Below are 14,542 nucleotides of genomic sequence, written 5' to 3'. Positions count from 1 at the left end.
GCTTACCATCAGGCTTTTTCGCAAAATATCTTTGAGGATTCAGGAAAAGTTAGCTGTATTTTTCCTGAGCGCTAACGTATATTGTGATTTTTCGGTAAATGCGTAATTCCTATAGTAATGGAATCAAATGCTACTGTAAACAATCAATCTTTAGCGTTTAATCATCAATAATCTTTTAAAACTCGAAAAAAATATTATGTTAAGTATTCCTATTAAACTAAATTTACCTCTTACACCCCGTTTAGTAACTTCCTTACCTGGGCCTCGCGCTCAAGCAATTGTACAACGCGATCGCGCTGTAACTTCTCCTTCTTACACCCGCGATTACCCGTTAGTTGTTTCTCGCGGCCAGGGCTGCATGGTAGAAGACGTGGATGGCAATGTATTTCTGGATATGACCGCAGGTATTGCCGTTACCGCCACCGGACACGCTCACCCGGAAGTTGTCAAGGCAATTCAAGAACAGTCGGCGCGTTTGCTGCACATGTCAGGGACAGATTTTTATTATGAGCCGATGGTGGAACTAGCGGAACAATTAGCAATTCGCGCTCCTTTTCCTCAGCCACAGAGTAATGCTGTGTTTCCCGCAAAGATATTTTTCACCAATTCCGGGGCAGAATCCAACGAAGGAGCAATCAAATTAGCTCGATATTACACCAAGCGATCGCTAATCGTAGCCTTCTTAGGCGCATTTCACGGACGCACTTATGGGGCAATGTCTTTAACTGGTTCCAAAGCAGTGCAACGAGCTAATTTTGGGCCTTTAGTTCCTGGGGTGACTCATATCCCCTACGGCACTCACGCAAGCTTAGATTACTTGGAACAACAGCTATTTACAACGATTTTACCACCGCAAGAAGTAGCGGCGATCGTCGTCGAGCCGATTCAGGGAGAAGGTGGATATATCGTACCCGAAGATGGTTTTTTGCAACGGATTCGGAAGATATGCGATCGCCACGGTATTCTGATGGTAGTGGATGAAGTGCAAGCAGGGATGGGGCGCACTGGTCGCTTATTTGCGATCGAGCATTGGGATGTCATGCCTGATATCATTACCACTGCTAAAGGTATCGCCAGTGGTATGCCCTTAGGAGCGATACTTGCCAGACCAGAGTTAATGACTTGGCCTCCCGGTTCTCACGCCACTACATTTGGTGGTAATCCTGTAGCTTGTGCTGCTGGTATTGCCACATTGCGACTGCTAGAAAGTGGTTTGATGACCAACGCTACCCAAATGGGAGAATTATTACAAGCTAGTCTTACCCAGTTGCATCAAAGGTTTCCCAGAGTATCGTTGCCACGAGGTAAGGGTTTGATGGTAGCGGTAGATTTATTAGATAAACAAGGTAATCTCGATTATAAATTGCGCTATCGCATTATCCAAGAAGCTTTTTTACGCGGTTTATTATTGCTAGGTTGCGGTAAAGCAGCAATTCGTTTCTGTCCCCCTCTAGTTATCGACAGCGACCAAATTCAGATAGCCCTTCAAATTATCAGTGAGATTTTAAGTTCTAAAAAAATCATCGGGAGTGGGGAATAAGGGGGAAGGAAATAACCAATGCCCCATGTCCAATACCTAATCCCTAATACTTTATGAAACCTGAAATAGCCCTTAATTTATGGAAATTACTTTGGCAAGAATACAGCGCCAGGGTAAATCATGCTCGTACCTACCAACAAATGATTACTACTGCGGGTGGCACTATTGCTAACGACCATATCGCCTTTCGGTCATTGCGTCTATTACTAGATAGTCCACAGGGTCAAGTTAACTTAGGAATTGACTATCTCGCACAACTTGCAGAAGCTTTGGGTTATGTAGCGGCTGGAGAGTATACTTTTGCTCAAACTTATTTGTACGCCCGTCATTATCGTCATCCGCAGCAAGAGGAATTTAATGTACCCAAGCTGTTTATCAGCGAGTTGATTGTCGATGAATTGCCTAGCAATATTGCTCAACTCATCTCTAAAACAGTATCTTCAATCCCAAAAGAACTGATCTCACCCCTTATTCTTCTACAAAAAGAGGCGAATATTGAAACCATTGCCAAACAACTCCAGCAAGTCTTTACCCGCCCTTGGCTACCTCCTCAACGTTCGGTTGTCGAAGAGGTGAATCAGGTTACTCAGTATGGGGCTTGGGTGTTACTGCACGGATATGCTGTCAACCACTTTACAGGCTACGTTAATGGACAGAATACTCCAGAATATCCAGACATTGATACTACTGCCAGTGCTTTAGCTAACTTGGGCGTACCAATGAAACCAGAGATAGAGGGAAATATTGCTTGTGGTTTGCGGCAAACTGCAACTCAAGCAGTAACGGAAATGGTGACAGTGTTAGATGATAATAGTGGTGCAGAAATTCCGATTCCTTGGACTTACGCCTATTATGAAATCGCCCAGCGCTATCTAGTAGAAGTGGAATCTGGAAAGCAGGTACTTTTTGATGCTTTTCTAGGAAGTAATGCCCAGCAATTGTTTGAAATGACTCGTTTATCTAAATAGTCCAGAGTTGTTAATAAAGGATTCAATTCCAAGGTTCTGAGCTAGTAGTTTTGTGTTTTGAACGAACTATGTTTGCAAGACAAAATCAGATGCTGTAAGAGTTGGCGCACCAATTAGAGTTGCAAATAGACCACCATTGCCAAAACCAGCCGCGCTGCCATTTTGGTTGTAGAATAACTGCCCACTTACAGCGTCATAGACAATTTTCGCCGTGCTAGTCCCCGCTGAAGAAGTGATTTTAAAATCACTGGCGTTACTAAAACCTGTTCCCGTAGCTGAAGTAATTGCATTAAAGGTAGTTTTATCTAAGATAATCTTGTCACCTTGGGAGTGTTTGAAGTCAGCGATCGCATCTACACCAACAGCAGTCAGGGTAAAGGCTACATCGGTGTTGTAAAGGAATCTGTCAGCACCCGTACCACCAACAAGGATATCATTGCCTGCACCACCCACAAGAGTATCATTACCTTCTCCACCGATGAGAATATCATCGCCTGACCCGCCCCGCAACAGGTCATTGCCACTCAAGCCATTAATAATGTCGTTACCACCTTGACCATTAATTACATCATTGGAGTTGTCAAAACCAGCGATGTTATTGTTTAAGTCATTCAGGAAGGTGACAGTGTTTTTGTTGAAAATGCTACTAGGATTTGAGTTGGCATCCAAGACATCAAAACTATCAGCGATGCTAGTCTGGTTATCAAACAGGATATTGGCGATCGCATCTCTGCTACCTGATGCAGGTAAATTATCTAAGTTTTCTAATTTGAAGTTTTCCAGGATGACTTTAGCATTGCTTGTATTTTCAAAAGTGACTTCTAGATTCTTACCATTTTGAGTTAATTGCAGATTTTTCGCAGTCAATCCACTACCTGTAAATTGTAATGTATCAACATTGGCGATCGCTGCTGCTGATGGGTTTGTGCCTTTACCTACGCCACTAAAATCAGTGATGATGTCATTGCCATCGCCAGGGCGAATCACAAATTTATCTTGACCACCGTTGCCTGTGAGGGTATCATTACCAGCTTTACCGTCGATGATATTGTTGTTAATTGTGCCAATGAGAGTATCTGTGCCAGGGGTTCCCGTCAAGTTGATGGTGCTGCCACTGCCTATATTCTTTTTGCCAAACAGCACGTAGCTCTGCCCTGAATACTCACCGTTGGGGGAGGTAAATGGTGCCCCGATAATCAGGTCGTCGATGCCATCTGAGTTAACATCTCCGGCACTGCTAACAGAGGTGCCTGAGATGTCATCCGACTTGATGCCGTTGATAGCGAAGCCGTTAGCGCCGTTGAGGTTAGAGAGGTTGAGAGTGGCGCTCCATCCTGTGCTCTTGCCAAATACCACGTAGCTCTGCCCAGTCCAAATATTGCCGTTGGGGGAGGCAAATGGTGCCCCGATAATCAGGTCGTCGATGCCGTCTGAGTTGACATCTCCGGCACTGCTGATAGAATAGCCTGATTTGTCATTGGCATTGATGCCGTTGATAGTGAAGCCGTTAGCGCCGTTGAGGTTAGAGAGGTTGAGAGTGGCGCTCCATCCTGTGCTCTTGCCAAATACCACGTAGCTCTGCCCAGAACCATTGGTGCCGGCATCGAATGTCCCGATAATCAGGTCGTCGATGCCGTCTGAGTTGACATCTCCGGCACTGCTGACAGAATAGCCTGATTTGTCATTGGCATTGATGCCGTTGATAGCGAAGCCGTTAGCGCCGTTGAGGTTAGAGAGGTTGAGAGTGCGGTTAAAGCCTGTGCTCTTGCCAAACACCACGTAGCTCTGCCCAGAATAGGTATAGCTGTTGTTGGGGTCGGCAAATGGTGCCCCGATAATCAGGTCGTCGATGCCATCTGAGTTGACATCTCCGGCACTGCTGACAGAGGAGCCTAATCTGTCATCGGCATTGATGGTGTTGATAGCGAAGCCGTTAGCGCCGTTGAGGTTAGAAAGGTTGAGAGTGGCGCTCCATCCTGTGCTCTTGCCAAATACCACGTAGCTCTTCTCAGAAACGGTGAAGTAGGCGGAGGCATCGGGTGCCCCGATAATCAGGTCTTCGATGCCATCTGAGTTGACATCTCCGGCACTGCTGACAGACGAGCCTAATTCGTCATACGCCCCGATGCCGTTGATAGTGAAGCCGTTAGCACCGTTGAGGTTAGAGAGGTTGAGAGTGGCGCTCCATCCTGTGCTCTTGCCAAACACCACGTAGGTCTGCCCTGACCTGTAGCCGTTGGGGGTGGCACCAGGTGCCCCGATAATCAGGTCGTCGATGCCATCTGAGTTGACATCTCCGGCACTGCTGATAGAATAGCCTAATATGTCACCCGACTTGATGCCGTTGATAACGAAGCCGTTAGCGCCGTTGAGGTTAGAGGGGTTGAGAGTGCCGTTAAAGCCTGTGCTCTTGCCAAACACCACGTAGCTCTGCCCAGAAGAGTCGCCGTTGGGGGAAGCAAATGGTGCCCCGATAATCAGGTCATCGATGCCATCTGAGTTGACATCTCCGGCACTGCTGATAGAATAGCCTGAGTAGTCACCCGACTTGATGCCGTTGATAGCGAAGCCGTTAGCGCCGTTGAGATCCGAAAGGTTAAAAGTTGAATTTGCCATCATTTCTCCAGTGTTAGTTTTTATGAGTATTTGTCGTTAGTCATTAGCAAAGACACTTATACTGCAAGGCGTAATTCGTAATTTGTAGTTTGTAATTACGATCGCATAAAAATTTTAGACATTTCCAAGGGATCGCTTATTTTTGCTAATCTGTACTAAGAGGCTGAGTATCTAGCTGCTCAGTCAGAATTTTCACAAAAATCTTAATACAATTCGCTCTCTCAGTCTTTTTCCCACTGCCATTAGATTGGTGATCTCTTGTTGTGTTGTAGATTGGGCGATGATCTACGATGGGCTACGCCTACGTACCTGCTCTCTTTTAAAATTGATTTCTTCTAAAATTGATTTGCATATCTATTAATATTTCTTTGCTTACCCTCTGTGATACCTTTCTACTGCCACATCTAAGCGATAGCGATAATTGAATAATTTGTCAGCTTGTAATTTGTAATTAGGAAATTTAATCGCGAATTACAAGGAGTCTTTTGGTGTCAACTAGTAACCTATTTTATTTTGTAAGCAAAAATTACTTTAATAACTGTTAAATCACTTAAATACTCTTATAAAGATTTAAGCATTGTCAAGAGGCTGGGTATTATTCTAATAAAGTTAGAGTAAATTTTAGGAAGTGGTATATTAAGTTTTTGTGTCAGCGATAGCGTCCTCTTAGTACAATTAAGTTAGGCGCAGCCTCTTTTGATAAGTATTAATAAATCTTCTCTGCAACCTGCTCTTGCGTTCGAGCGTCACAGTCTGTCGTAGACATTGCACTCTTTTTTACAGATTGGGTTGAGGAATCAAACCCCATATTTGCGCGTTTGTTGACCAAACTGCGGTTTAATACAACTTAAACCACAGCGTTAGTAATTAAAATGGTGATTTTGTAACAAAAATTTCCATGTTTGTAACGAAAATAATGAATTTAGTAACTAAAATGGTCTTTTTCTCACAAAATTTATAATGTTTGTTACAAAAATAATGAATTTAGTAACCAAAATGGTTTTTTGTAACGAAAATTCTGATGTTTGTAACAAAAATAATGGGTTTTTATAACGAAAATTGCGACTTGAGTTACTTAAATCGCAATTTTTATAACTAAAGTTAGGGTTAATGTTTAGAGAATATCGCGTTTTGCCAGAAATTGGTACGTTTGCCAACGCGCATCTACTTCAGCTTGGGCTTGTTCTAATAAGTGTTTGGCAACGTCGGGTTTGCTCTTGGTAAGCATCTTGAAGCGATTTTCTTGATACATCGAATCTTCTACAGATTGCGTAGGCGATCGCATATCTAATTGCAATGGATTTTTACCCTGGTTAAGCAACTCTGGATTATGCCGATACAGCAACCAACGACCTGATTCTACCAAAGTTTTTTGGTGATTCATCCCGGTGCTCATGTTGATGCCGTGGGCGATGCAATGGCTGTAAGCAATAATTATTGATGGGCCATCATAAGCTTCTGCTTCCAGAAATGCTTTCAGGGTATGTTCATCTTTAGCACCAAGGGCTACACTCGCTACGTAGACATTTCCGTAGGTCATGGCAATCATCCCTAAGTCTTTTTTTGGTGCTGGCTTACCACTGGCGGCATATTTAGCAACTGCGGCTCGTGGCGTGGCTTTGGAAGATTGACCGCCTGTATTAGAATACACTTCTGTATCCATGATCAAGATGTTGACATTTCGACCACTAGCAATTACATGATCGATACCGCCAAAGTCAATATCATAAGCCCAACCGTCACCGCCAACAATCCAGACGCTTTTTCTTACCAAGTAATTTGCAAGAGATTTGAGATTTTGGATTTTGGATTTGAGATTGGGATCGAAAGTGACAATTTCATCTAACCTTTGCTGCAACAGTTTTATCCTTTCGCGCTGTTCCCAAATGTCAGCCTCAGATTTTTGTTCAGCTTTTAGGATGGAGTAGACAAGGTTTTCATCTATTTCACTTCCCAATTCTTGCAATAATTCTGCCGCAAACTCAGCTTGTTTATCGAGGGAAAGGCGAAAGCCAAAACCGAATTCGGCGTTATCTTCAAATAAATTATTAGACCACGCCGGGCCGCGTCCTTCGGCGTTGGTTGTCCAAGGTGTGGTGGGGAGATTACCACCATAAATTGAAGAACAACCTGTAGCATTGGCGATGACAGCGCGATCGCCAAACAATTGTGTTAATAATTTCAAATAAGGTGTTTCCCCACAACCTGCACAAGCACCAGAGAATTCAAACAATGGTTCTTGCAGTTGTTGTTGGCGAATTTGGTTTAATTTTAGCGATCGCCTGTCAGGATTAGGTAAACTCAAAAAGAAATCCCAGTTTTTCCGCTCTTGCTCTTGCAATGGCAACTGCTGCGCCATATTAATTGCTTTCAGCGATGGCTGAGATTTATCTTTAGCAGGGCAAATATTTACACAAATCGTACATCCCGTACAATCTTCTGGGGCAACTTGAATGGTAAATTTTTGATTGGCAAAGTCTTTATCTTTTGCACCAGTTGACTTAAAGGTTTCTGGTGCATTAATTAACTCATCGGCTTGATAAGCTTTGGCACGGATAGCACTGTGGGGACAAACCATGACGCACTTACCACATTGTATGCAGACATCCTGCTCCCACACAGGTATCTCTTCGGCAACGTTACGTTTTTCCCACTTGGCAGTACCCACGGGAAAAGTGCCATCAATAGGTAGTGTGCTAACAGGTAAATCATCACCTTCCCAAATCATGATTTTGCCCAGAACTTCTCGCACAAATTCGGGAGCGGAATTAGAAAAGACGGAATTAATCGCGTCTGTACAAGAGTGAGGATTTTGGATTGTCTGTGGGATATCTACTTTATGTAAGTTGTCTAAGGTGTTGTCTACAGCTTGCAAGTTCATGCGGACAACTTCTGCACCTTTTTTACCGTAAGTCTTGTCAATCGCTTGTTTGATTTTAGCGATCGCTTCTTCTTGCGGCAAGACACCCGCTAAGGCAAAGAAGCATACCTGCATAATGGTGTTAATTCTGCCACCCATGCCACTTTCACGGGCAACTTCGCTAGCATTAATCACGTATAACTTCAAATGCTTATTGATAATTTGCTGCTGCATCTTCACTGGCAGATATTCCCAGACGCTATCTGCATCATAAGGACTATTAAGCAACAAAGTCGCCCCAGGAATAGCAGCCTTCAAAATATCTATGCGTTCCAGAAATCCCCAGTGATGACAACCAATAAAGTTGGCTTGGTCAATTAGGTAGGTGGAACGAATTGGCTCTTTACCGAAGCGGAGGTGAGAAACGGTCATTGAGCCAGATTTCTTGGAATCGAAAACAAAGTAGCCTTGGGCGTAATTGTCGGTTTCTTCACCAATAATCTTGATGGAGTTTTTGTTAGCGCCAACAGTACCATCAGCGCCTAACCCATAGAACATTGCCCGAACAACATTATCCGATTCTGTAGAGAAGCTGGGGTCAAAGTTGAGAGAAGTGTAAGTTACATCGTCATTAATACCGATAGTAAAATGGTTCTTCGGTTTAACTTGAGCAAGGTTGTCAAAAATGCCCTTCACCATCGCCGGCGTAAATTCTTTAGAAGAAAGACCGTAACGACCACCAATAATTTTAGGAGATGAGAAAGTATTTTCTCCCCCTGCCTCCCCTGCTTCCCCTGCTCCCCCTGCTCTCTTATCTCCCCATGCCTCATGAATAGCAGCCACCACATCTAAATACAACGGTTCCCCGGCGCTACCTGCTTCTTTGGTGCGGTCGAGAACTGCGATCGCTTTTACACTAGTTGGTAATACTGCAACAAATCTTTGGACATCAAAGGGGCGATAAAGTCGCACTTTCACCACACCAAGTTTTTCACCACGGGCGTTAAGATAATCTACTGTTTCATGGACGGTTTCACAACCTGAACCCATAAGAACGATAACGCGATCGGCATCGTCCGCGCCGTAATATTCATAGATTTGATAATGCCTTCCCGTGCGTTCGCCAAATTCATCCATGATGCGTTGGACAATTTCTGGACAGGCGTTGTAGTAAAGGTTAGCGCCTTCACGTCCTTGGAAGTAAACATCGGGGTTTTGGGCAGTCCCCCGCAATACAGGGCGATCTGGGGTGAGGGCGCGGCTGCGGTGGGCGAGTATTAAGTTATCGTGGATGAGCGATCGCAAATCGTCATCTGCAAGCAGTTTGACTTTTTGCACTTCATGGGAGGTGCGGAAGCCGTCAAAGAAATGCATAAAGGAGACTCGCGCCTCTAGGGTAGCAGCATGGGCAATGAGAGCAAAATCTTGACTTTCCTGCACCGAAGCAGAACACAGCAGGGCGAAACCAGTCGCCCGAGCTGCCATTACGTCGCTATGGTCGCCAAAAATTGATAAAGCATGAGTAGCCAAGGAACGGGCGGCAACGTGAACTACAGCGCTAGTCAACTCACCAGCAATTTTGTAGAAATTGGGTATCATCAACAATAATCCCTGAGATGCCGTGAAGGTGGTACTCAGAGAACCTGTTTGCAATGCCCCATGCACAGCACCAGCCGCTCCCCCTTCGCTTTGCATCTGCACGACGCTGGGAATAGTACCCCAGAGGTTCGGACGATTTTCTGCTGACCAAGCATCAGCCCATTCACCCATTGCTGAAGAGGGAGTGATGGGATAAATGGCAATCACTTCATTTAATTTGTAAGCAACACGGGCAACAGCTTCATTCCCGTCGATGGTTGCAAAGGTTTTGTTCATAATTTGATTTTTGTCCCCGCCTTTAAGCTGCATTATCAGAACACGTAAATAGAATAATTAGAAATACCCAGAGCTAGGAAGTTAGTGTATTAAAATTGGAAAATTCAAGAGTTATAGTAGGATTTACCCTTGTTTCAATGATGAATTGTTAATGGTTTTTGGCTCTTGAGTTAGGTTGAAATAAATACTGCAAATATTAGTATCTCATTGGCAATATCGCATCTATTAATATGTATTAATAATGTACTCACTAATCAAACTTTCGATTAGATAAGGCTTTCAGGTAGTTTTTTTTTGTTTGTAGGGTATGGGTTCGGGGATTTATAAAAGTATGGTCTAGATAAATGAAAACAGGTGTAAAACTCACTACACGCAGGGAATATGTAATTCATTATTAGAGGATGTTTTAAAAGTCATGATTGATGTATCAAGTATTTTTTACCCCACCCTAACCCTCCCCTTATAAAGGGGAGGGAACAAAATTCCTTATTTTCCCCCTTTATAAGGGGGGATTAAGGGGGGTAATAATGTGATTAAAATTACAGCAAACTACTTTTTAAACAACCTTTTAGTGATTTTTTCCTATTCCTCATCATGCCCAACTCTTAAAGATTAATGATTGGAGCAATGATTGTTGGTGCTGATTGTAATTTTGTCTGATAAACCTTAACTAATCGCTCAATACCTTTGAAACGATAATCTCCCATTTCTTGAAAGTCTGAGGATTGTGAAAGCATTGTATGGGTGGCTTCACTAATTATGCATTCACTAGGTGGACAAACTGCTTCCATTCGAGCAGCAAGATTAATTGTCGCGCCTAATGCCGTATAATCTACTCTCTGGGAACTACCGACATCTCCCACTACAGCCTTACCACTATTAATTGCAATACGTAATTGCAGGGGTTCGTACCAAAAACCATTGGCATTAAGATGTTCAAGACGAGTAAGCATTCCTTTGGCAGCAGTAACAGCACGGTCGGCATGATCTGCTTGCGGTTCTGGAGCGCCAAAAAATGCCATAATGCAATCACCAATATATTTATCTAAAGTACCGCCCCAAGCAAACACTTCTTTTAGCATTTCTTCAAATAAATTATTTAATAGTTGAGCGATCGCAGTTGGTGTTAATTGTTCAGAAATTGCTGTAAAGCCCACTAAATCAGCAAACAAAATACTGATTTCGCTCTCTGTTGGCGCTAAACGACCACCCGGTAATCCACCTACAGAAATCAATTGCTGTACAACAGCTGGAGAATGATAACGTTCTAGTCGGTGACGAATCATCTCTTCTGTTTTGAGTTTCTCTACTAATAGCCAACGTTGCACGCTAGAAGCTACAAGGTTTGCTAAAGCTGAAAAAAAGCTCAATTCTTCTTCACCTTCATTTGCCCAATGGTAAGAAGAAAAATTGGCATCGGCATACAGTACGCCCACAACTTTACTTTCATCCCATAAAGGCACTGCCATCGCGCTACGAATGCCTTTGACTAAAATACTCTGTTCGCTAGCAAACCGTTCATCCTGATGAGTATCACCAGTTTGAATGGCTACTTTTTCCTCAAAGACCTTTTGACAGATACTACGACTAATCCAACTACCATCAGAAGGGAGATGTTTATGTTGAGAAACGTTTCTAGTGGCAGCATTCATTAATTCCAACTGACCGCGACCATTGACATCAATTAACAATGCCAAGCGATCAATACTATCAAGGTAACGAAAAACTACTTGCTGTACCTGAGAAAAAATCTCTTCTATCGACGCGGCTGCACAAAGATTTTTTGCTATGTCCACTAAATCTTTGAGACGGGCAATGGTTTTGTCCTTATTATTGATGATGTCGCCATCATTACTATCAGCTGCAATCCATTGCTGTTGTAATTGTTCGACATTGTGAAGGATTGTTCTTTGCTCATTGATGTCCGAAATTCCGGAATACTCAGGTGTCAGTTGAGAAACAGGGGTTGTGAGCAGTACTACCATACTGACATTGCCCAGCCAAACGATATCGCCGTGATGTAACTCTTGGGGATAATTAACCAGATATTTATTGACTTGCGTCCCGTTTTTGCTACCCAGATCCTCAATAGTCCACACACCATCAGCCGTTTTTACCAAACGAGCATGGTTGCGGGATACTCCACCAAAAGGTAAGTACAAGTTACATTCCGGCAAACGACCAATCGTAAATATATCTTGGTCAACTGCGATCGTTGTCTCGGTATCTCCTTCTTGTAGGCGTAGCGTGAGTTCAGTCATGAGTGTGATCCGATCCATCGAAGCTAGAGGTCAAGCAATTTTAAGGTAAGTTATACCCTACAGGTTAACCTTCACCTTTTCTTTATGACACTGCTAACTGCATTCCGACAACTGTATGTGACAGAGATTACAGCGTATTAAATTAAAAGCTTCTAGCACAACTCTATAAAGACTTGTGTATACACCAAAAATTTGTCGGCGAGAGGAATGGAAGTGAGGTTTTGCAGAACCCGTGAAAAATCAATCTATTGAACAGCTAACGAACATCAGCGATCGCGTTTAGGAGAACGGCGCGATCCAGACGAACGAGCGCCAGGTTTCTCGCCATTGGTGGCAGGTGGTGCTGCCTTACGTTTAGCTGATGTCTGTGGTAACGGTTTAGGAGTACGAGCCGGACGCTTATCACCTCCCGGCTTGGCTCTGTGTTGCCGTCCATTTGGGATTGGTTCGGGGTTGGTATCGGGGTTGGGCGCAAAACCAGTAACCACTTCCTTCGGCAAGCGTTGCTTAATCAGTTTTTCGATATCTGTCAATAAATGCTGTTCATCGACGCACACCAGCGATACAGCTTCACCTGATGCGCCAGCGCGACCGGTGCGACCAATACGATGAACATAATCTTCCGGCACATTGGGCAAATCGAAGTTAACTACATGGGGCAGTTCGCTGATGTCAAGACCTCTAGCAGCAATATCTGTCGCCACCAATACTTGTAAGCTACCATTTTTGAACTTTGCCAGAGCGTTGGTACGCACTGGCTGGCTCTTATTACCGTGGATTGCCAATGCTTGAATGCGGTCTTCGCCCAACTGCTTCACCAAACGGTCAGCACCATACTTAGTGCGAGTGAACACTAGCACTTGATACCAATTATCTCGCCGAATCAAATGAGCAAGTAATTGGCGTTTCTTGTCACGGTCAACCTGGTAAACTTTCTGTGCGATCGTGTCGGCAGTAACGTTGCGGCGTGCTACTTCAATCATCGTTGGGTGATTGAGTAGTCCGGCAGCCAGTGCCTTAATTTTGTCGGAGAAAGTAGCGAAAAATAGCAAATTCTGTCGCTGTTTGGGCAAGAGTGAGAGGATGCGGCGGATATCATTAATAAAACCCATGTCCAGCATCCGATCGGCTTCATCCAGCACCAAAACTTCAATCTGCGATAGGTTCAGCGTCCCCTGCTGTACGTGGTCTAGCAGTCGCCCTGGAGTAGCGACCAAAATATCCACTCGACCCCTCAAACGCTGTTTTTGCAGATTAATACTGACTCCGCCAAACATCACCATCGAGTTGAGATTTAAGTATTTGCCATACTCGCGCACGCTTTCTTCTACTTGTGCAGCGAGTTCGCGAGTCGGAGTGAGAATCAACGCCCGGATTGGTGGGTATCTATGAGACGTTCCTTTGCTGTTGTTAGACGACAACCGATGCAAAAGCGGCAGTGTAAAACTAGCAGTTTTTCCAGTGCCAGTTTGTGCACCAGCTAACAAATCGCTACCCGACAAGACAGCAGGAATCGCCTGCATCTGAATTGGCGTGGGTTCGGTGTAGCCTCGTTCGGTAACAGCACGAATAATTTCATTGGACAAGCCGAGATCAGAAAAAGACATAAAACTCCATAAATAATATCGGCCTGTCGCCAATGATGGCGTCAGTCTTAGGCGGGCGGATAAAAATTATTGAAAAGCTAGATGGGCAATAGCGCAAAGACTGAAGAGCGAGTGCCGCAGTAGTTAATTCTAACAGATTGCCGTCTATTGCGTTGTTAAAGTTGCTCTGATTCAGTGTTGTGTTAAATTGGCATTACCTGCTTGTAAAGCAAAGTATTGAACAAATGGGAGAAATTCATTATCGCAATCCAAAAGCAACTGATTAATTCACAAATCAAATCACCTAGCGTCTTCTTGATTGACCATGAGAATAACAATCGTGGTCTGATCGACACCAATGAGGCGTTACAGCTAGCCGAAAGCTTAGAGCTTGACTTAGTTGTAGTCTCCCAAGGTAAAGATGCTCCAATCGCCAAGATTCTCAATTATGGCAAACTTCAATATCAAAAGAAAAAACGTCAGAGCCAAAGTGCTAGACCCACGGTAAAGGAAGTTCGATTCGGTCTAAACGTGGGTGTGGCTGATTATAATTTACGCATTGAACAAGCAGGTCAGTGGTTGAGTAAAGGCGATTCTGTCAAGTTTGCCATTCGTTTACGAGGCCGAGAACATCAATATCGTGAAAAAGCGGGAGAGATGCTAGACCGAATTGCAAACGATCTCAGTCAAGTAGGTAAAATCCAGTCGCTGGATAAACGCGCCTTAGTTATTCAAGTCATTCCTGCCTAGTTATCTAGCGATCGCTAGAGGATGTATTTGTGGCAGCTTGTAAGGAACGAAATAAGCCGGAGATAGTACTGTAGTTTCTATGGAAA

The 14,542-nt window shown here is 43.9% G+C and carries 7 protein-coding genes; 3 read left to right on the top strand and 4 right to left on the bottom strand.

Annotated features, from left to right (window positions below):
- Positions 1 to 196: 196 nt before the first annotated feature.
- Both V7K79_RS23785 and V7K79_RS23780 read left to right on the top strand, forming a co-directional pair.
- A complete protein-coding gene (locus tag V7K79_RS23785; RefSeq protein WP_335051032.1) occupies positions 197 to 1,540 on the top strand; it encodes an acetyl ornithine aminotransferase family protein in 1,344 nt (447 codons plus the stop codon).
- Between the two features lie 53 nt (positions 1,541 to 1,593).
- The gene (locus V7K79_RS23780; RefSeq protein WP_335051030.1) at positions 1,594 to 2,508 is read left to right on the top strand and encodes a DUF1338 domain-containing protein; all 915 of its coding nucleotides are present in this window, start codon (positions 1,594 to 1,596) and stop codon (positions 2,506 to 2,508) included.
- A 66-nt stretch (positions 2,509 to 2,574) separates the two neighbouring features.
- Here V7K79_RS23780 and V7K79_RS23775 read toward each other — a convergent pair whose 3' ends face one another.
- From V7K79_RS23775 to V7K79_RS23760, 4 genes are all read right to left on the bottom strand, one after another.
- Complete coding sequence (locus V7K79_RS23775; protein ID WP_442938967.1) at positions 2,575 to 5,124, bottom strand: beta strand repeat-containing protein; 2,550 nt, start codon at positions 5,122 to 5,124, stop codon at positions 2,575 to 2,577.
- A gap of 1,114 nt (positions 5,125 to 6,238) precedes the next feature.
- A complete protein-coding gene (nifJ, locus tag V7K79_RS23770; protein ID WP_335051026.1) occupies positions 6,239 to 9,859 on the bottom strand; it encodes a pyruvate:ferredoxin (flavodoxin) oxidoreductase in 3,621 nt (1,206 codons plus the stop codon).
- Between the two features lie 605 nt (positions 9,860 to 10,464).
- Positions 10,465 to 12,120, bottom strand: a complete 1,656-nt coding sequence (locus tag V7K79_RS23765) for an adenylate/guanylate cyclase domain-containing protein (RefSeq protein WP_335051024.1) — start codon at positions 12,118 to 12,120, stop codon at positions 10,465 to 10,467.
- Positions 12,121 to 12,386: 266 nt separating this feature from the next.
- Positions 12,387 to 13,727: a DEAD/DEAH box helicase gene (locus tag V7K79_RS23760; protein WP_335051022.1), complete on the bottom strand. Its 1,341-nt coding sequence runs from the start codon at positions 13,725 to 13,727 to the stop codon at positions 12,387 to 12,389.
- Between the two features lie 216 nt (positions 13,728 to 13,943).
- Here V7K79_RS23760 and infC point away from each other — a divergent pair, with 216 nt between their 5' ends.
- Positions 13,944 to 14,456 carry a translation initiation factor IF-3 gene (infC, locus tag V7K79_RS23755; RefSeq protein ID WP_335051021.1) on the top strand — a complete coding sequence of 171 codons (513 nt, stop codon included), beginning with the start codon at positions 13,944 to 13,946 and terminating at the stop codon, positions 14,454 to 14,456.
- The last annotated feature ends 86 nt before the right edge of the window (positions 14,457 to 14,542 follow it).

Source organism: Nostoc sp. (assembly GCF_036917575.1).
GTDB lineage: Bacteria > Cyanobacteriota > Cyanobacteriia > Cyanobacteriales > Nostocaceae > Nostoc.
The sequence above is the reverse complement of the archived record's forward strand: the minus strand, read 5'-3'. Positions and strand labels throughout refer to the sequence as shown.